The following is a 16,982-nucleotide window of genomic DNA, read 5'->3' as shown; positions in this document are numbered from 1 at the left end:
AGGTTGGATATCATAACGACGGAATTTTTTCAAAGGGCGCTCATCGGCGGCGTCCTGATTGGGATTACGGCTCCGCTCATGGGACTGTTTCTTGTCTTGCGAAGGCTTTCCATGATCGGCGACACACTCGCGCACGTATCGATTGCGGGAGTTGCGCTCGGATTTCTCATTGGCGTATATCCGGTCGCTGTCGGGCTCATCTTCGCGCTAGCGGCGACGTTCGCGATCGAGAAGCTGCGCAAGGCGTATAAGACTTACGCAGAGCTGTCGATAGCAATTATTATGTCCGGCGGCGTCGCGCTTGCTTCGCTATTGTTCACGATGGGCAAGGGCTTCAATGTCAGTGTCAGCGGCTACTTATTCGGCAGTATTTATACGCTGGATACGACGGACTTGGTGTTGATAGGCGTAGTAACTGTTGTCGTGCTGCTGTCGGTTGGCCTGCATGCGAAGGAGCTGTTTTTGCTCACTTTCGATGAAGATGCGGCGGCTGTCAGTGGTTTGCCGACACGATTCTTTAACTTTATGATTAGCGTGCTTACTGCACTCGTAATTAGTGTCTCGATCAAAATCGTCGGTGCGCTTCTCGTATCCGCGCTGCTTACGATCCCGGCCGCATGCAGCCTCGTCATCGCGAGAAGCTTCAAGCAGTCTGTTGTTACTGTCGTTGTTATTGCAGAGCTAGCCGTTATTGCTGGTCTACTGTCTGCTGGAGTATGGAACCTGGCGCCAGGCGGTACGATCGTTATGCTCTTAATTGTCATTCTACTGCTGCTGCTTTCGGTTCGCCGGAGACTTAACGCAGGTTGAAAGTGAAGGTGACCTATGTCTGATGTAACGGTATGGGCTGCTTTCGGCGCGGGAATTGCTTCATTCGTTTCCCCATGCTGTCTGCCGCTCTATCCCTCCTACTTGTCGTACATAACAGGCGTTTCCGTAAGTGATCTGAAGAGCGAGCACCCTGGCCGCGAAGTCCGGGTTCGGACGATGAGCCATACGCTGTTCTTCATCCTTGGCTTCTCAATCGTATATTACACGCTTGGGTATAGCACGAATGCCTTTGCAGAATTGTTCTCTGAATATCAAGACTTGATTCGGCAATTGTCCGCCGTCCTTATTATCCTTATGGGCTTTATACTAATGGGCTTGATTCAGCCTAGAATACTGCTACGTGAGATGAAAATGCCGCTGAAGATGAAGCGCTCCGGCTATCTCGCCTCATTCATCTTCGGCATCGGCTTCTCGGCAGGCTGGTCGCCATGTACCGGCCCGATCCTGGCGAGCATTCTGCTCATGGCGGCATCGGAGCCGGGCACATGGTTTGAGCTGACGACGGCGTACGCGCTAGGCTTCGCCATTCCGTTCTTCGTACTGGCCTTCTTCATCGGCTCGACGAGATGGATCGTCCGCTATTCGGGTATCATGATGAAAATCGGCGGAGCGGGCATGCTCATCATGGGCATTCTGCTGTTCACCGACAAGATGACGGAAATCACCATCTGGCTGAACTCGATCACGCCGGAGTGGCTCAAGTTCTAATGCTGTTGGAACCTATGTTTTCATGTTGACGGAACTTATTCAATCCGATGCAAAGTAAATTCAATTGGAACGGAAGTAAAAGGATTGTGCCGGAGAGTTTACGTGCCGCCTTTGTGAAGGTGTTGTAACCATCTAGTCTAATCAGAAAATAACACCGTAACAACAGCGGCCGCAGGCACATCCTATTTACTGAAGTGGTATTATTGAATTTGCTTTTTGTATCTCGTTGAACTTCTAAGTGAAGTACTCGATTTTTGCATCCTCAAAATGCTCAAAGATGCGCTCCGAGATGAACATCCGGAGCGCTTCTGCTTGTTCATCGGGGTAAACATACTTGCCTTGACCCCAGCGGCCCCATTTATATTTGCGTTTCTCGATATCCATCTCGAGCTTCGTGCGCGGATAGCGCTTCTCAATGACATTCTTCGCTGTCTTCGTGAAGCGATGCTGGATCAGCTCGAACGTCAACCCGGTCGACGCATCCTTCGGCAATGCTGCCGCCAGGGAAGAGAGCAGTTCGGCGTAGCCTTCCTGCCAGCCGTCATGCCAGATAATCGGCGCGATGATGAAGCCGAGCGGATAGCCGGCGCGGGCGATCTTGGCAGCTGCTTCAATGCGGTCCTCGAAACGAGACGTTGATGGCTCGAAGTTCTTGATAACGTACTTCGCATTCACGCTGAACCGAACGCGGGTGTGACCGTTATGCTTAATGTCCAGCAGCGAATCGACATAATGGAACTTCGTCACAAAACGCAGCCTGCCATATTCCTGATCTGCCATGAAGGTGATCAGCTCCCGCAAGCTGCCGGTAATAGGCTCTAACCCAACCGGGTCGGAGGTACAAGCGGCTTCGAAGCGGGTAATCTCAGGGATACGCTCGTCGATGTACCCTTTTGCCGCTTGCATGATCTCGTCCGTATTGACATATACCCGAATGTAAGGCTTTGCGCCAAGCGTTGTTTGCAAGTAACAGTAATGGCAGTGACCCATGCAGCCCGTCGCAATCGGAATGGCATACTCCGCAGATGGCTTGGACGTATCGAACTTCAACGTTTTGCGGATGCCGACGACGAGTGTCCGCTTGGCGATTTTATACTGCTCGAGTTCGGTTTCGCCAGGCAGGTTCGTGATTCGGTTGTGGGAGGTCGTCATTTTATAAGGAATACCGAGCGATTTGACCCATTCCATGATGTGCTGACCTTTAGGATATTCAAGGGCAGAGGGCTCAAAATAAACAAGCTCCGGAATGAACGAATCATGAACTGATTTCTTAGCCGCCGGCCTTTCAAGTAAGGTGGTGCTCAAGGTGGAAGCTGCCTCCTTCGGGTCTAGAAGTATGCCTTTAGTTTGCTGGTGCAAGGGCAGGAGCAAACATGGAAAGTTCAGTCGGACAGGTTGCGGCACCTATAGAAGGCAGTGTAGAATACTAAGAGTAAACGAAACGGTTAGCACAATTTAGCACTAGTCGAACAATCCTACGTACAGGATGACGGTGAATGGAGGAACGAGCGAATGCCTACTCCAAGTATGGAGGATTATTTGGAACGGATTTATAAATTGATTGATGAGAAAGGCTATGCCCGGGTTTCGGATATCGCGGAAGGGCTTGAAGTTCATCCTTCTTCCGTAACGAAGATGATCCAGAAGCTGGATAAAGATAATTATTTGATCTATGAGAAGTATCGCGGGCTTGTACTTACGAACAAAGGGAAGAAGATGGGCAAGCGGCTTGTTGAGCGCCATCATCTGCTGGAATCGTTCCTGACCGTTATCGGCGTTCAGGAAGAGAACATCTATAAGGATGTCGAAGGTATCGAGCATCACTTGAGCTGGGACTCAATCACATGCATTGAGACGCTTGTGGAGTTTTTCCGGAGAGAGCCATCGCGTCTGGAGGAGTTCCGGTCGGTTCATGCCGAGCTCAATAGCGATAATATATAGGTATTCGAAAGGGGCATCCTTCAGCAGAGTAGCTGAGGGATGCCCCTTATTAGTTTGCTAATTAATGATACTTCGGTAAATTGTCGTCATCCTTGCCGCCCTCAATGACGCGGAACGGCATGTTCTTACGCTGCTTGCTCTTGGCAGGCTGGTCCTTGCGGGACTGCGTCTTGTAGCGCGGCTTTGCTTTCGTTCGCACGCCGCCTGGCGGAAACTTATACAGCAAATAAATAACGCCGAACACGACAACCGGAATAAGTAGCTGATAGGGATTGCTTATCGTTTGCGAAACAATGCCGATGACGACGAGCACAAGGATGACGATGGACAATAGACTCATTTTACGAGGCATGGCTCCCACCCTTTCTTCCCGAAACTAAGATTCATTCGTGAAACGTTGATTTACGGCTTGCTCACCTGACCATCGAGTTCAAGCATCCGGTTGAAGGAAGCGATCGATACAGCCACTTGTTCATCCGTAGGTTCTTTCGTTGTCAGCTTCTGGAGCCACAGGCCCGGATAGCCGAGGAAACGAAGCACTGGCAAATCGCGAAGCGCGTTCGTGAAGCGAAGCGCTTCATAGGATACGCCTAAAACGACTGGAAGGAGCAGAATGCGCAAGTAAATCCGTTCCCAGAGCGAATCCCAATGGAAGAAGGAATAGACGACGACGCCGACCAATACCGAGAAGACAATAAAGCTGCTGCCGCAGCGGTAATGGAGTCTGGTGTACTTCTGTACATTCGAAACAGTCAATTCCGCTCCTGCTTCATAGGCGCTTATTACTTTATGCTCGGCGCCGTGATATTGGAACAGGCGCTTAATGAGCGGTGTTAACGAGATAATATATAAATATGAGAGCAAGAACAAAATTTTGATAACACCTTCAATAAGGTTGTGTACGACTCGGTTAGAGAAGGAGTGCTGGAAGAGCAGCTGCTCAATAATGGCAGGCACTACCGTGAAAACAATCTTACCAAACGCGAACGACAATATACCTGCAACGGCAACTCCGACGATCATGCTCAGGCTCCAGCCGCTTTTCTCTTCTTTCTTCGCCGATTTCGCCGCAGCTGCTTCGGCTGTGCCTTCCTTGCTCGAATCCGCCAGCTCGTCCTCTGCATAAGACTCCATGGAGAAGTTCAAATGCTGCGAACCTTTTGCGCTTGATTCGAGAATTGCGACTACACCGCGTACGAGCGGGATTTTCTTCAGCCTCTGAATCCAAGGCTTGGTCGTTCTCGGCACTTCGTAGAAAATAATTTCATTATTTTTGCGCCGTACGGCAGTGACATTAGCGTGACGGCCTGCAAACATAACACCTTCGATGACGGCTTGTCCGCCATAAATATTTTGTGTGCTTTCAGACAAGGGCGAATCACCATCCTTTAGTTTGACGTAAGGTAAGATTATAGCTTTGAATACGCTACCTACTGTATCTATTGTACTTGATTCTGCGGCTATTTGCGAGAGCCATCCATTACCTCATTTCGAGGTGTCCGCCGATTTGTGATCGATTCGTTTGTGCATACTACTATCCATGACGGCAATGTACAACTTTACGGCAATGGAGGAAACTGATCTTGCGAAACATACAGAGAAGCAGTCGGCAACAAGGGACGAAGAATGACTACGACGGCAGTACACATACGAATCCGACCGCTTTTTGCTTGCAACTTGGCTTTTTTGCAGGACTGATATGGGGCTTGGTCCACTGGCTGCTTTTTGCGCTGAACTTCACGAAGGTTATGCCGGCGTTTCTCTTGGATCCGTTCTATAAACAGTCTTTCCTGCTGAAGTGGTGGGGGGGTCTGCTTGGGATCGCGGCGTTCATTGTATTCTCGATTATCGCGACATTCATCTATAAGGTGCTGCTTGGGCGACTATTTGGTCCGTGGCCGGGCATCCTTTATGGAATGCTATGGTGGGCGCTGATCTTTATGACGATTGGCCCTGCGATGAGTATGACTAAGGCTTATAATCTAATCGGATATAAGACGCTGATTACGGAATGCTGCCTGTTTGTACTGTGGGGATTATTCATCGGCTACACGATTGCTTTTGAATTTTCCGATGAAGCGGGACGGGAGCCAGCGGGAGCGAGCTAGTGCATGGCATGAGCTGCTGGGCGAGCACTTCTCAAAGCGTGGGTCTTTGTGGTAGAATGGCAATTGATCTATGCGCCGGGAGGATTCTCCATGACTCGAATACTTGTACTAAACGGGCCGAATTTAAACATGCTTGGCATTCGTGAGCCAGGTGTTTACGGTTCCATGTCGCTTCCAGCTATTGAAGAGATGCTGAAGGAAACAGCGGCATCGCTCGGAGTTGACATTTCGTTCTTCCAATCCAATCACGAAGGGGCACTAATCGACCGCATCCACGAGGCATACGGCCAAGTAGAGGGAATCGTCATGAACCCTGGAGCGTTCACTCACTACAGCATTGCCATTCGCGATGCGATCGCAAGCGTCGGCATTCCTGTCGTTGAGGTGCATTTATCGAACATTCATAAGCGGGAAGCGTTTCGTCATGTTTCAGTCATCGCGCCAGTTGCGATCGGTCAGATCGCAGGGTTTGGCGCTCAAAGCTATGTGCTTGGCGTCCATGCACTAGTGAATCAGCTGAAGCAGTAATTAGAAAAAGGGTGATACTTTTGACACAGAAACGTTTAGCCGGATTGCGAGAGAAGCTTGCAGGTCTGCAGGCAGATGCGATTCTCGTAACAAGTGCCGTTAACCGTCGGTACATAAGTGGATTTACTGGATCTTCTGGCATGCTGCTTATCACAGCGGCAGACAGCTGGCTGCTGACGGACTTCCGTTACATGACGCAAGCGCCGCAGCAAGCTCCTCACTTCACAGTGGTCGAGCATGGTCCGAAATGGATTGAGACGGTTCGTGATTTGGCGGATAAGGCAGGCGTACGCAAGCTTGCTTTCGAACAGGATCACGTCGTATTCAGCAGCTATTCCGACTGGAATGGCGTTCTTGGCTCGATCGAGCTTGTACCGGTATCCGGAGCAATTGAACAGCTGCGCCTTTATAAGGATGATGCAGAGCTTGCCGTTATTCGTGAAGCCTGTGCGCTTGCGGATGAGACATTCCAGCACATCCTCAGCTTCATCAAGCCAGGCGTCAGCGAGCGCGCCGTCGCGCTTGAGATGGAGATGTACATGCGCAGCAAAGGCGCTACTTCGTCTTCGTTCGATACGATTGTCGCATCAGGTGAGCGTTCTGCGCTGCCGCACGGTGTTGCAAGCGATCGAATCATTGGCAATAATGAATTTGTTAAGCTTGACTTTGGTGCTCTGCTCAAAGGCTACTGCTCCGATCTGACAAGAACGATCGTTGTAGGCAAGCCGACAGACAAGCATCGCGAAATTTACGAAATCGTGCTTGAAGCGCAAATGACTGCACTTGCCGGCATTAAGCCAGGCATGACAGGCCGCGAAGCGGATGCACTTGCTCGTGACATCATCACGAAGTATGGCTACGGTGACAAGTTCGGTCACGGTACAGGCCATGGTTTCGGTATGGAAATTCACGAAGCGCCACGTGTATCGGTTGGCGGAACGACAGTGCTTGAGCCAGGCATGACAGTTACGGTGGAGCCAGGCATTTACTTGCCAGGTTTCGGCGGCGTTCGCATCGAGGATGACATCGTCATCACCGAGAACGGCAATTCGTTATTAACCTCATCTCCGAAGGCATTGTTCATTTTGGAATGAGATTTATAAACAACATTACCCAAGCAGCGGATCAGCACCTGATGGACCGCTTATTACAGGAGGAAACCTAGAGTGATTTCAGTAAACGATTTTAAAACGGGTCTTACCGTTGAGGTAGACGGCGATATCTTCACAGTTCTTGATTTCCAACACGTTAAACCAGGCAAAGGTGCAGCATTCGTTCGTTCGAAGCTGAAAAACCTGCGTAACGGCAACACTGTTGAAAGAACGTTCCGCGCAGGCGAGAACATCGGCAAAGCAAACATCGAGAACCGTGCGGTGCAATACCTGTACAACTCCGGTGCGGAGTATACGTTCATGGATAACGAAACTTACGACCAATTCAATCTCGACAAGAAGCAATTGGAATGGGAAGTTAACTTCTTGAAAGAAAACATGACCGTTAACATCACAAGCTACCACGAGGAAATCATCGGTATTCAACTGCCTAACAACGTAGACCTGAAAGTAACAGAAACAGAACCAGGCGTAAAAGGCAACACGGCGCAAGGCGCAACGAAGAACGCTACAGTCGAAACAGGCCTGAACGTCCAAGTTCCGCTGTTCATCAACGAAGGCGACGTTCTTCTTATCGACACGCGCGATGGCAAGTACATCTCCCGTGCTTAATTTCATGACAAAAGAAGCCGCCCGGTCTTAGTGCCGTGCGGTTTTTTTGTTGGTGGTTCATATTCAAAATTGTGTCGTTGTGTTATAATCTTGTGTTAGAAAAGAACTTCATACTCTACAGAGATCGAACAACGTTGGGAGTGGATTAGCAGTGTCGTTGATAGTAATGAAATTCGGCGGCAGCTCCGTTGGCTCAACTGAACGGATGCAGCGCGTTGCAAGACGCATCGCCGATTATAAAGAGGCTGGCCATAAAGTCGTTGTTGTCGTTTCCGCAATGGGCGATACAACAGACGATTTAATTGATCAATCCAAGCTGCTTAATGCCAATCCGCCTGCACGTGAGATGGATATGCTGCTGACGGTTGGCGAGCAAATTTCGATTGCATTGCTGTCGATGGCAATAGACGCGATCGGACTGAAATCCAAGTCGTTCACGGGCTGGCAGGCTGGGATTACAACAGAAGCGGTTCACGGCAAGGCACGTATTTCGGACATTCAGCCCGATCGGATTTTTGCGGCACTCGACAGTGGCTACGCAGCCATCGTTGCAGGCTTCCAAGGTGCGACGGAAGATGGCGACATTACGACACTGGGCCGCGGCGGTTCCGATACAACTGCAGTCGCTCTTGCGGCGGCACTCAAAGCTGACGTATGTGAGATCTATACCGATGTAGACGGTATTTATTCGACTGATCCGCGTGTTGTAAAATGCGCTCGCAAGCTAGATGAAATTACGTACGATGAAATGCTGGAGCTTGCTAACCTAGGTGCTGCCGTTCTGCATCCTCGTGCCGTTGAATATGCGAAAAATTACAATGTGAATTTGGTTGTACGTTCTAGCTTTACGCAAAATGAAGGTACGAGTGTGAAGGAGGAAGCGGTAATGGAGCAAGGAAATGCCGTTCGCGGTATTGCATTTGATAAAAACGTAGCACGTATTAGCATCTTGGGTGTTGAAGATATTCCAGGCGTTCTTGCCAAAGTATTCGGCGCGCTTGCATCGAACGGCGTTGACGTCGATATTATCGTACAGAGCGGCACGCAAGACGGTAAAGCAGACTTCGCGTTCACTGTAACGCTGACAGATAAAGATAGAGCGATTGGCATTGTGGAGCGTATCCGCGCGGAAGTGCCTTACCGTGAAGTGACTTCCGAAGAGAACCTCGTGAAGGTTTCCATCGTTGGTGCAGGCATGGTCAGCAATCCAGGGGTTGCGGCAAAAATGTTCGCAGCGATCTACGAGCAAGGCATCAGCATCAAGCTCGTTACGACTTCCGAAATCCGTCTGTCCGTCGTAATCGGTGCAGAACACACGCAAGATGTTGTCCGCGCACTGCACACGGCATACGGCCTGGACACAGCAGAGCAAGCTTTCGTAGGCGGCCCGCAGGATCGCCGATAGGATATAAGATTGCCGGTATTGGAAAACAGCAGCACCTTAGGGTGCTGCTGTTTTTTTGTGTTTATGTTTCTTCGATTATGAGCTATGAGGGGGACTGCGTGTCGAGCAGCTTTCGCAGCTTGCTCTCAGTCGTAGTGTCTGCGGCAGGCGTGTAGATGCTGCAGCGCAGGTCATCCTCGCCTTGCACTTGCAGCGAGGTCAGCTGGAACAGCATTTTGCCGGCTGCGGCGTGGCGGAACTCGATTACCATCTCCGGCGCGAGACTGACTCGGCTCCGCTCCCAGAGCGAATCGAAATCGGGGTATGATGCTCTCATCTCCGAGAGGAAGTCTTCGTACCACTCATCTTCTACATAACGTCCATAATACGCTCGGAAAATGGCGAGGAAATCCAAGGCGAAGTGCTCCCAATTTGCCGCCAGCCGCCGGAAATCCTTGCGCGCAAACAACAGCCGAACGAGGTTGCGGTCTTCTGCTGGCAGCAGGTCGAAATCCAGAAATACGCGGGAAGCGGCTTCATTCCAGCCGACAATTCGAAATCGCCTGTCGGTGACGATCGTAGGGCAGTAGCGGAGCTCTTTCAAGATCCGTTGGAGTGATGGGCGAATCTCCGGGAGCAGCTGCAATTCCGGAGCAGGCGTGCTCGTGGACTCCATGGCCAGCGAAAACAGATACCTGCGCTCGTCGGAGGTCAGTTGGAGCGCCGAAGCGACGCAGTCCAGCACGGATGCAGAGACTTGGATATCGCGGCCCTGCTCGAGCCATGTGTACCAGGTCGTGCTTACTCCTGCGAGTTGTGCGACTTCCTCACGCCGCAGCCCAGGTGTTCTCCTGCGAATGCCTGCAGGCAGGCCAACCGTCTGAGGCATCGTTTGCGCGCGGCGCTTCTTGAGAAATTCGGATAGTGCTTGCAGCCTGGCTTGCCGATTCATGATTAATAGAACCTCCAAGTAGTAGTCTGGTAGTTATTATACTAGGATAAATACAAACTTGTAATAGGATAAATTGTAGCGCAAGATGGGATAGCAGGCAACTCGGAACGCAATTAGGAGGAATTAATATGGAACGGGTAGTCATTACCGGTACGGGTATAATATCGCCGCTTGGGAATGAGACGGCTGTCTTCTGGGAGAGGCTGAAGAAAGGTGAATCTGGTATTACCGAGATTGACTCGCTGGATGATGTCAGTCGGTTCAAGTCGCGTATCGCCGGTCTGGTACGAGATTTCGACGGCGATGCGAGATTCGGACGAAAGGAAGCGAGAAGAATGGATCGTTTCGTTCAGTTCGCGCTGGCTGCAGCCGAGCAGGCATGGAATGAAGCCGGTCTGAATGCCGCTTCAATCGACCATGAGCGCTTAGGCGTGTACGTCGGCTCCGGTATTGGCGGATTGAACACGTTGCTCGAGCAGGACGGAGTATTGCGAGATCGTGGTGCGGATAGAGTTAGTCCGACACTCGTTCCGATGATGATCGCGAACATGGCTTCGGCGATGATCAGCATTCGCTTCGGAGCGCACGGACCGTCCATGTCTCCCGTGACGGCATGTTCGATCGGGAATACTGCGATCGGAGAAGCCTTTCGTCTTATTCGGTCGGGAGGCGCTGATGTGGTGTTCGCCGGAGGGGCGGAGGCTGCGGTAACGGAGATATCTCTTGCCAGCTTCGGCAATGCGACTTCGCTCTCGAACCGAAATGATGACCCAACTGGTGCGAGCCGTCCTTTCGATAGTGGCCGCGACGGTTTCGTCATTGCCGAAGGTGCAGGAATCGTCGTGCTGGAATCGTTATCGCATGCCCTTGCAAGAGGCGCTACAATCTATGGTGAAGTAATCGGATACGGAGCTAGCTCGGACGCCTATCACATTGTCGCGACGCATCCAGAAGGATTAGGCGCTTATCTCGCGATGAAGTCGGCACTGCGGGATGCGGGCTTAACGCCGAGCGACGTGGACGTTATCAGCGCGCACGCGACAAGCACGCACCTTGGCGATATTTCCGAGACGAAGGCGATCAAGCGTCTGTTCGGAGAAGATGCCTATCGCGTGCCAATCACGGCAAACAAGTCGATGACGGGGCATATGCTCGGCGCAGCAGGCGGAGCCGAAGCGATCGCGCTCGTGAACTCGCTTCGCGAAGGCATCATTCCACCGACAATTAATCAGGAAGAGGGTGATCCGGAATGCGATCTGGATTACGTGCCGAACATAGCGCGAGAGGCGGATCTTCGCGTTGGCATGTCCAACTCCTTCGGCTTCGGCGGGCATAATGCAGTGATTGTGCTTCGGCGGTTTGATGGGGAGTAAACTTGAGCGGGACATTGTGCGTTGAATTGACAATTGGAAAAGCGGAATTGGTGAAGTAGCCGGTCTGGTGGACTACATTCGAGTAAATTGGGCGGAATTGGTAGATGTAGCTGGTCTGGTGGACTACATGGAGATTATGTATGTACTCCAGGTACCTACATTAGCGGAATACCAGTGTTTTGAGTGAAAGAGTGTACTCCAGGTACCTACATTGGCGGAATACCGATGATTCGAGCGAAAGAGTGTACTCTAAGTACCTACATTGGCGGAATACCAGTGTTTTGAGTGAAAGAATGTACTCCAGGTGCCTACATTGGCGGAATAACGATGATTCGAGCGAAAGAGTGTACTCCAGGTACCTACACAAACCATGTACTTCCTCACACACAAACAAAGAAGCTCCCCAACCAACAACCAACTGGGGAGCTTCTTTGCTTCACCCCACGCTCGTCGCTAAAAAAAGCGTCCGGCAATAAAGCTAAACAGCTTGAACAAGATCGCGGTGATACCGGCGGCCATAAGAGGGCCGACGGGGATTCCGCGCAGAAAGACGATGCCGAAGATCGAGCCGACGACGAGGCCGACGATCAGCTGCGGATCGAGCCGCAGCATCTCAAGACCTTTGCCGTTGACGTAAGTGGCGATCGCGCCTCCTGTCAGGGCGAGGATGCCAGGCCATGAAGTGACGACGCTGAGCATATCTTTGGTTGTGATTCGCTCCGAAGCGAACGGAACAAGCACGCTAAACGTAAGGAACAGCAGTCCGAGCTCTAATCCTCTCCGCTCAATTGTGGGCAAGAAGCGCTGCAGATGAACGAGCTTCACAATCAAGAGCACGCATGCCGCTGTTGAGATGATCGGCGATCGTCCAATTAAGCCAATAATAATGAGTACAACTAATACGACTTCCCCGCTCATACTTGCCCGACTCCTTCAACCGTTGTCGCCGCCCCGCAAATGAACATGGAGCGTCCATACTTCCAGTGTATGGAACAAGCTCTCGCGATATGTCTAATCCGAGTTACCCTTGTACAAGCATGTCGCCTTGCATCCGCGGCACGATACTGCTGCAATTGACGACACTGCATCGCTCCACGTCGCGGCCGCTGCCATACTTAATCAATCGTTTTCCCGTTACGCTGCCGGAAATGACCTCATAGAGATGATCGGCTGTATTCCGATACAACCCCAGCATAGCCGCGCCAAAATCATTCATCTCAAGCGGCGCAGAGCAAAGCGCCTGAAGCTCGCTGATGAGCAGGCCCGCGCATACGCCGTCTTCCAGCGCAAATTCATCATGGCTGCCGGCGCACAGCAGCACAAGATCACGGCGCAGCTCCATCGCAGCGCGCGCGCATGCCGCCGCATTGTTCAGCGATCCCGCCAGCACATGGTCGGCGCGCATCGCTTTGTGCAGTGCCCGCGTGCCGTTCGTCGTCGTCAGAACGACCCGACGCCCGCGAACCGCTTCAGCGGTAAATTCCTCGGGGGAGTTGCCGAGATCGAATCCGGGGATTTTACGGCAAAACCGCTCTCCCGCCAGCACCTGTCCTTCGCATAGAAGCGCTCTTGCTTCCAGCACGGTTTCCACAGGGACGATCCCTGCGGCCCCGGCGGAAAGCGCAGCGACAATCGTGCTCGTTGCGCGAAGCACATCAATAACGATCGCCGTCCGATGGCTGAACCGCTCAGCCTGCGCTTCATTTACGTTGGAGATGACTTCAATTTGCATGAGTTAACGCTTCCTTCCTGAAATTCCTAAAACGGTAGAACCGGCATGCCGAAACCGCATTAAATCATATAAACAAACGGCTCGACATGTACCCCGAAACAGAATGTGTCGGAGCGCAGCCCCCGCCGCATCGTTTCAAGTGCTAATACCTCGCCCGGCTGAATGTTGCCGAGGTGCACATCGGAGCCGAAGGTTTGCAGCATCAGCACCTGTTGGTGCTTCAGCGGCGTTTCCCACATAATGCGGCTAACATCGCCGCCGAAAGCACGGCTTACCGTTTCGAGCACGCTTTGCGCGCAATTGCCATTGGCATCGAACAGTCCAACGCCGACGCCGGATTCTCTTGCTTCAATCGTCACCATTTCTGAACCTGCATGCCAGTCTGCCTCAGCGGTAGCGACAAGCTCCTGGACATCGACAAGCGAGCCGGTCAGCTTCTTCCCATATTCAGAAACGACGCGAAGTCCGTTCTTAACTCCTTCTTGAATAAGCTCGGCGCGCTGCTTGCGGCTCAACTCAATCGTGCCATCGGACACTTCAATTCCGTTAAAGCCAAGCCGGCAAATCGTCCGGAAAAAGGCAGCCACGACGTCTTGCTGCACCGCGGACTCCAGCAGCGTGCCTCCTGGCATGACGGTAAGGCCGCATCGTTTCGCTTGTTCGATTTTGCTCAGAAGGAGGTCCGTCGGATATAACGGCGCAGTGCCGAATCCGAATTTAATGCAATCCATATAGCTTGCAGACGTCTCAAGCAGATCGGAGAACGCGTGGCGTCCTAGCCCTTTGTCAATTACCATCGTTTTGCCGCGCTCGTGAGCGCTGCGGCTGGACATCTCGCGCTGGCCGCTTGGGTCGCTGAGTACGGAAGGCCAAGCCGCCACATTAATTGATCTCATGATATCTCCTCACAATTCGCAGGTCGTTTCATTTCCACAGCAATATATGCAGTGCGCCCAGATCGTGTGCTGATGACAGTGCGCATACGCCTAATTTTGTGAGAATGAAAGAATAGCAAGTCCGCATAAGCTATACGAGAGCGGTTCTAGTAGTAGAAGAAGTAGAGGGACAATGGGCAAAATGCATCTCGCATCTTGCAACAATTGGAAGAGAGGAGATAGATATGCTGAACAAAATTGTAATGAGCATGGCGACGATTCGGATTTTCTCCGGCTCGCTCGAAATTTTGGCGGCACTGCTCATGCTGCGGCTCAATCAGGTTGATAAAGCGTTAGTTGTCAACACTTCACTGGCGTTCGTCGGTCCACTGGTGCTTATCTCCACGACGACGATCGGACTCGTGGGACTTTCGGACAAAATCTCGTTTGGCAAAATGCTGTGGATCGTTGGCGGCGTCGCGTGCATTTTGACCGGGGTGCTGAAAAAGTAGCCTTCCAGCAATCGTTCATAGACGTCTAGATTTGTCATAATGCTGCGTTCCATTGAATAGAATTGGTTATAAAGATGGACAATCACGCCATTCTAGCAATCTAGCTTTGGAGCTGCCGGGAGGGATTGAACGATGCTGAAGAAAGTGCTGCATTTGCTGCCTTCCGAGCTGGCCTATGTGCTATGCCGCATTCCGGATAAGATTCAGGACGTCATCGAAGAGATACGAATCCGCGAAGGCCGGCCGCTTGAAATTAGTACAAGCCAAGGCTTTTGGTTCGTATCCGGAACCGGGAAGCTGCTGGCGAAGCCGGATGAAGCGTACAAGCCAACCCCGGAGCTTTGCCGCAAAATGCAAGAGCGAGTCACGAATCATTCGCTCTATGCGATGGAGGAAGAACTGCGCCGCGGATATATCACGGTCGCCGGCGGTCATCGGATTGGACTAGCTGGCCGCACGATTCTGGAGCAGGGCCATGTCCGGGGCATCCGCGATATCGCAGCGTTCAACGTGCGGATCGCCAGAGAAGTGATCGGCGCGGCAACCGGGCTGCTGCCGAAGCTCGTTGATCTTCAGCGGCAGACGCTGCAATCGACGCTCATCATCGCACCGCCGCAGCAAGGAAAGACAACACTTGTGCGGGACTTGGCAAGGGCGGTCAGCTGTGGAGCTTGGGGACATCCTGCTGCTTCGGACTGGCCTGGCCGCAAAGTCGGTATTATCGATGAGCGCTCGGAGATTGCAGCCTGCGTCAGAGGCGTGCCTACGTTCAATGTCGGGCCGCGGACAGATGTGATGGATGCCTGCCCCAAAGCGGAAGGGATGATGATGATGCTTCGCTCCATGTCACCGGAGATTATAATCGTCGACGAAATCGGCCGCGAAGAGGACGGCGCAGCCATTCTGGATGCCAGCCACGCCGGCGTGACCGTTATTGCAACCGCGCATGCCAAGGATCTGGAGGATGCAAGAGGCCGGCCGCTGCTCGGCAAGCTGCTCGAAGCGGGAGCCTTCCAGCATATCGTGGAGCTTCGGCGAAGCGGAGGAAGCCTGATGAGCAGAGTGCTGCCGGCCGCTTCGGCTGGACGAGCGCCGGCGGCTCGCGAGCCGACAGCAGTGAAGGGAGGCGGCGCCAGTGGTTAAGCTGATTGGAGCTGCGCTCATCCTGTTCGCCGGCACGATGATCGGGTTCGTACAAGCGTCGCGATTCGCTTCGCGCCCGAATCAGATTCGCCAGCTGATCTACGCGCTAACGCGGCTCGAGACTGAGATCGGATACGGCTTCACGCCGCTGCCGGAAGCAATCAGCCGCAGCGCAGCCATGCTGCAGGAACCAGCCGCAGGGCTGTTCCGCGCAGTGGGGCGCAGGCTGGACGAACAGTCCGAGCTCACGTTCCGCGAATGCTGGGAACAGGCGGCAGCCGAAATTTGGCCGAATACTGCGATGCGACAGCCAGAGCAAGCGGCGCTAGTCCGGCTCGGGTCGACTCTTGGCATCAGCGACAGGGAAGACCAGATGAAACATTTGAAGCTCGCGATTCAACAGCTCCATGCGGAAGAGGAAAACGCTCGGGAAGATGCTTCGCGATTCTCAAAAATGTGGAAGAGTCTTGGCGTACTCACTGCTCTACTCGTCGTCATTTTGATTCTTTAATGGGGTGCCGCAAGAATGAACTTTGATGTATTGGCAATCTTTCAAATCGCCGGAATTGGGTTTATCGCCGCCATGATCCATACGCTTCTGAAGCAAAGCGGCAAGGAGGAATACGCGCACTGGGCGACGCTGGTCGGATTTATCATTGTGCTGTTCATGATTTTGCGATTATTAGGCGATCTGTTTCAGGAAATCAAGACGACGTTCTTATTTCAATGACAACAACAACAGCTTTTACAGCTAGGCAGGTGAACAGGCTTTGGAAATCATCCAAATTGTAGGACTAGGTTTGGTGGCAGCAGCACTCGTGCTTGTTCTGCGGGAGCAGAAGCCGATGTTCGCTTTTCTGCTGGCTGCATTTACAGGACTGTTCATCTTCTTGTATGTCGTTGGCAAAATCGACGCCGTATTAAATGTGCTCGAGCAGCTCGCGGATCGGTCCGGCATCCCGTCGATCTATCTGAAGACGATTCTGAAAATCATCGGCATCGCCTACATCGCCGAATTCGGCTCGCAGATTGTACGAGACGCGGGGCAGGAGAGCATTGCCTCGAAGATCGAATTTGCCGGCAAAATCCTCATTCTCGTGCTCGCAGTGCCGATCATCAGCGTCATCGTAGAAACAGTGCTCGGCCTGTTGCCGGTAGGGAGTTGAACCAG

The 16,982-nt window shown here is 52.3% G+C and carries 21 protein-coding genes; 14 read left to right on the top strand and 7 right to left on the bottom strand.

What is annotated here, in order from left to right:
• Window positions 1-3: 3 nt before the first annotated feature.
• Window positions 4-810, top strand: a complete 807-nt coding sequence (locus A8990_RS20960; protein ID WP_116191001.1) for a metal ABC transporter permease — start codon at window positions 4-6, stop codon at window positions 808-810.
• A 15-nt stretch (window positions 811-825) separates the two neighbouring features.
• On the top strand, window positions 826-1,539 hold the full coding sequence (locus A8990_RS20955) for a cytochrome c biogenesis CcdA family protein (protein WP_116191000.1): 714 nt from the start codon (window positions 826-828) through the stop codon (window positions 1,537-1,539).
• 234 nt (window positions 1,540-1,773) lie between these two features.
• On the opposite strand, the gene splB is transcribed toward A8990_RS20955, so the two are convergent.
• Window positions 1,774-2,844 (bottom strand): spore photoproduct lyase, encoded by a 1,071-nt coding sequence (gene splB, locus A8990_RS20950; RefSeq protein ID WP_116190999.1) that lies wholly within the window; start codon window positions 2,842-2,844, stop codon window positions 1,774-1,776.
• A gap of 207 nt (window positions 2,845-3,051) precedes the next feature.
• On the opposite strand from splB, the gene mntR reads away from it, so the two are divergent.
• Entirely contained in the window at window positions 3,052-3,480 is a 429-nt protein-coding gene (gene mntR, locus A8990_RS20945; RefSeq protein WP_116190998.1) for a transcriptional regulator MntR, read from the top strand.
• A 61-nt stretch (window positions 3,481-3,541) separates the two neighbouring features.
• Here mntR and A8990_RS20940 read toward each other — a convergent pair whose 3' ends face one another.
• Together A8990_RS20940 and A8990_RS20935 are read right to left on the bottom strand one after the other, a co-directional pair.
• On the bottom strand, window positions 3,542-3,820 hold the full coding sequence (locus A8990_RS20940; RefSeq protein ID WP_116190997.1) for a 6TM ABC transporter family protein: 279 nt from the start codon (window positions 3,818-3,820) through the stop codon (window positions 3,542-3,544).
• 62 nt (window positions 3,821-3,882) lie between these two features.
• Window positions 3,883-4,797 (bottom strand): DUF1385 domain-containing protein, encoded by a 915-nt coding sequence (locus A8990_RS20935; protein WP_116191028.1) that lies wholly within the window; start codon window positions 4,795-4,797, stop codon window positions 3,883-3,885.
• Between the two features lie 266 nt (window positions 4,798-5,063).
• Here A8990_RS20935 and A8990_RS20930 point away from each other — a divergent pair, with 266 nt between their 5' ends.
• From A8990_RS20930 to A8990_RS20910, 5 genes are all read left to right on the top strand, one after another.
• The gene (locus tag A8990_RS20930; RefSeq protein WP_245996131.1) at window positions 5,064-5,588 is read left to right on the top strand and encodes a YqhR family membrane protein; all 525 of its coding nucleotides are present in this window, start codon (window positions 5,064-5,066) and stop codon (window positions 5,586-5,588) included.
• Window positions 5,589-5,678: 90 nt separating this feature from the next.
• Window positions 5,679-6,116, top strand: a complete 438-nt coding sequence (gene aroQ, locus A8990_RS20925) for a type II 3-dehydroquinate dehydratase (protein WP_116190996.1) — start codon at window positions 5,679-5,681, stop codon at window positions 6,114-6,116.
• 20 nt (window positions 6,117-6,136) lie between these two features.
• Window positions 6,137-7,210 (top strand): M24 family metallopeptidase, encoded by a 1,074-nt coding sequence (locus A8990_RS20920; protein ID WP_116190995.1) that lies wholly within the window; start codon window positions 6,137-6,139, stop codon window positions 7,208-7,210.
• A 72-nt stretch (window positions 7,211-7,282) separates the two neighbouring features.
• Window positions 7,283-7,840, top strand: a complete 558-nt coding sequence (gene efp, locus A8990_RS20915) for an elongation factor P (protein WP_116190994.1) — start codon at window positions 7,283-7,285, stop codon at window positions 7,838-7,840.
• 151 nt (window positions 7,841-7,991) lie between these two features.
• Window positions 7,992-9,245 carry an aspartate kinase gene (locus tag A8990_RS20910; RefSeq protein WP_116190993.1) on the top strand — a complete coding sequence of 418 codons (1,254 nt, stop codon included), beginning with the start codon at window positions 7,992-7,994 and terminating at the stop codon, window positions 9,243-9,245.
• 82 nt (window positions 9,246-9,327) lie between these two features.
• On the opposite strand, the gene A8990_RS20905 is transcribed toward A8990_RS20910, so the two are convergent.
• Window positions 9,328-10,176, bottom strand: coding sequence for a helix-turn-helix transcriptional regulator (locus A8990_RS20905; RefSeq protein ID WP_116190992.1), 849 nt, complete (start codon window positions 10,174-10,176; stop codon window positions 9,328-9,330).
• Window positions 10,177-10,304: 128 nt separating this feature from the next.
• On the opposite strand from A8990_RS20905, the gene fabF reads away from it, so the two are divergent.
• Window positions 10,305-11,549: a beta-ketoacyl-ACP synthase II gene (gene fabF / locus A8990_RS20900; protein ID WP_116190991.1), complete on the top strand. Its 1,245-nt coding sequence runs from the start codon at window positions 10,305-10,307 to the stop codon at window positions 11,547-11,549.
• Between the two features lie 453 nt (window positions 11,550-12,002).
• Here fabF and A8990_RS20895 read toward each other — a convergent pair whose 3' ends face one another.
• The 3 genes from A8990_RS20895 to comA all read right to left on the bottom strand — a co-directional run bounded on the left by A8990_RS20895 (window position 12,003) and on the right by comA (window position 14,177).
• Window positions 12,003-12,467: a DUF441 domain-containing protein gene (locus tag A8990_RS20895; RefSeq protein WP_116190990.1), complete on the bottom strand. Its 465-nt coding sequence runs from the start codon at window positions 12,465-12,467 to the stop codon at window positions 12,003-12,005.
• A gap of 103 nt (window positions 12,468-12,570) precedes the next feature.
• The gene (locus A8990_RS20890; RefSeq protein ID WP_116190989.1) at window positions 12,571-13,281 is read right to left on the bottom strand and encodes a 2-phosphosulfolactate phosphatase; all 711 of its coding nucleotides are present in this window, start codon (window positions 13,279-13,281) and stop codon (window positions 12,571-12,573) included.
• Window positions 13,282-13,340: 59 nt separating this feature from the next.
• Entirely contained in the window at window positions 13,341-14,177 is an 837-nt protein-coding gene (gene comA, locus A8990_RS20885) for a phosphosulfolactate synthase (RefSeq protein ID WP_116190988.1), read from the bottom strand.
• Between the two features lie 224 nt (window positions 14,178-14,401).
• Here comA and A8990_RS20880 point away from each other — a divergent pair, with 224 nt between their 5' ends.
• From A8990_RS20880 to spoIIIAD, 5 genes are all read left to right on the top strand, one after another.
• The gene (locus tag A8990_RS20880) at window positions 14,402-14,668 is read left to right on the top strand and encodes a YqhV family protein (RefSeq protein WP_116190987.1); all 267 of its coding nucleotides are present in this window, start codon (window positions 14,402-14,404) and stop codon (window positions 14,666-14,668) included.
• Between the two features lie 132 nt (window positions 14,669-14,800).
• Window positions 14,801-15,811: a stage III sporulation protein AA gene (spoIIIAA, locus tag A8990_RS20875; protein WP_116190986.1), complete on the top strand. Its 1,011-nt coding sequence runs from the start codon at window positions 14,801-14,803 to the stop codon at window positions 15,809-15,811.
• Window positions 15,804-16,322 carry a stage III sporulation protein SpoIIIAB gene (gene spoIIIAB / locus A8990_RS20870; protein ID WP_116190985.1) on the top strand — a complete coding sequence of 173 codons (519 nt, stop codon included), beginning with the start codon at window positions 15,804-15,806 and terminating at the stop codon, window positions 16,320-16,322. The genes spoIIIAA and spoIIIAB overlap by 8 nt, the downstream gene beginning before the upstream one ends.
• A gap of 15 nt (window positions 16,323-16,337) precedes the next feature.
• Window positions 16,338-16,541, top strand: coding sequence for a stage III sporulation protein AC (gene spoIIIAC / locus A8990_RS20865; protein WP_116190984.1), 204 nt, complete (start codon window positions 16,338-16,340; stop codon window positions 16,539-16,541).
• Between the two features lie 40 nt (window positions 16,542-16,581).
• Window positions 16,582-16,977, top strand: coding sequence for a stage III sporulation protein AD (gene spoIIIAD / locus A8990_RS20860; RefSeq protein ID WP_116190983.1), 396 nt, complete (start codon window positions 16,582-16,584; stop codon window positions 16,975-16,977).
• Window positions 16,978-16,982: the final 5 nt, after the last annotated feature.

This window comes from Paenibacillus taihuensis (assembly GCF_003386535.1).
Taxonomy (GTDB): domain Bacteria; phylum Bacillota; class Bacilli; order Paenibacillales; family Paenibacillaceae; genus Paenibacillus_Z; species Paenibacillus_Z taihuensis.
The sequence above is the reverse complement of the archived record's forward strand: the minus strand, read 5'-3'. Positions and strand labels throughout refer to the sequence as shown.

Bases quoted from the DNA above. Each gene is read 5' to 3' on its own strand.
- mntR (WP_116190998.1), top strand. From the start codon at position 3,052: ATGCCTACTCCAAGTATGGAGGATTATTTGGAACGGATTTATAAATTG.
- A8990_RS20890 (WP_116190989.1), bottom strand. From the start codon at position 13,281: ATGCAAATTGAAGTCATCTCCAACGTAAATGAAGCGCAGGCTGAGCGG.
- fabF (WP_116190991.1), top strand. From the start codon at position 10,305: ATGGAACGGGTAGTCATTACCGGTACGGGTATAATATCGCCGCTTGGG.
- aroQ (WP_116190996.1), top strand. From the start codon at position 5,679: ATGACTCGAATACTTGTACTAAACGGGCCGAATTTAAACATGCTTGGC.
- spoIIIAA (WP_116190986.1), top strand. From the start codon at position 14,801: ATGCTGAAGAAAGTGCTGCATTTGCTGCCTTCCGAGCTGGCCTATGTG.
- A8990_RS20935 (WP_116191028.1), bottom strand. From the start codon at position 4,797: ATGTTTGCAGGCCGTCACGCTAATGTCACTGCCGTACGGCGCAAAAAT.
- A8990_RS20940 (WP_116190997.1), bottom strand. From the start codon at position 3,820: ATGAGTCTATTGTCCATCGTCATCCTTGTGCTCGTCGTCATCGGCATT.
- A8990_RS20880 (WP_116190987.1), top strand. From the start codon at position 14,402: ATGCTGAACAAAATTGTAATGAGCATGGCGACGATTCGGATTTTCTCC.
- comA (WP_116190988.1), bottom strand. From the start codon at position 14,177: ATGAGATCAATTAATGTGGCGGCTTGGCCTTCCGTACTCAGCGACCCA.
- A8990_RS20905 (WP_116190992.1), bottom strand. From the start codon at position 10,176: ATGAATCGGCAAGCCAGGCTGCAAGCACTATCCGAATTTCTCAAGAAG.
- A8990_RS20955 (WP_116191000.1), top strand. From the start codon at position 826: ATGTCTGATGTAACGGTATGGGCTGCTTTCGGCGCGGGAATTGCTTCA.
- spoIIIAC (WP_116190984.1), top strand. From the start codon at position 16,338: ATGAACTTTGATGTATTGGCAATCTTTCAAATCGCCGGAATTGGGTTT.
- A8990_RS20895 (WP_116190990.1), bottom strand. From the start codon at position 12,467: ATGAGCGGGGAAGTCGTATTAGTTGTACTCATTATTATTGGCTTAATT.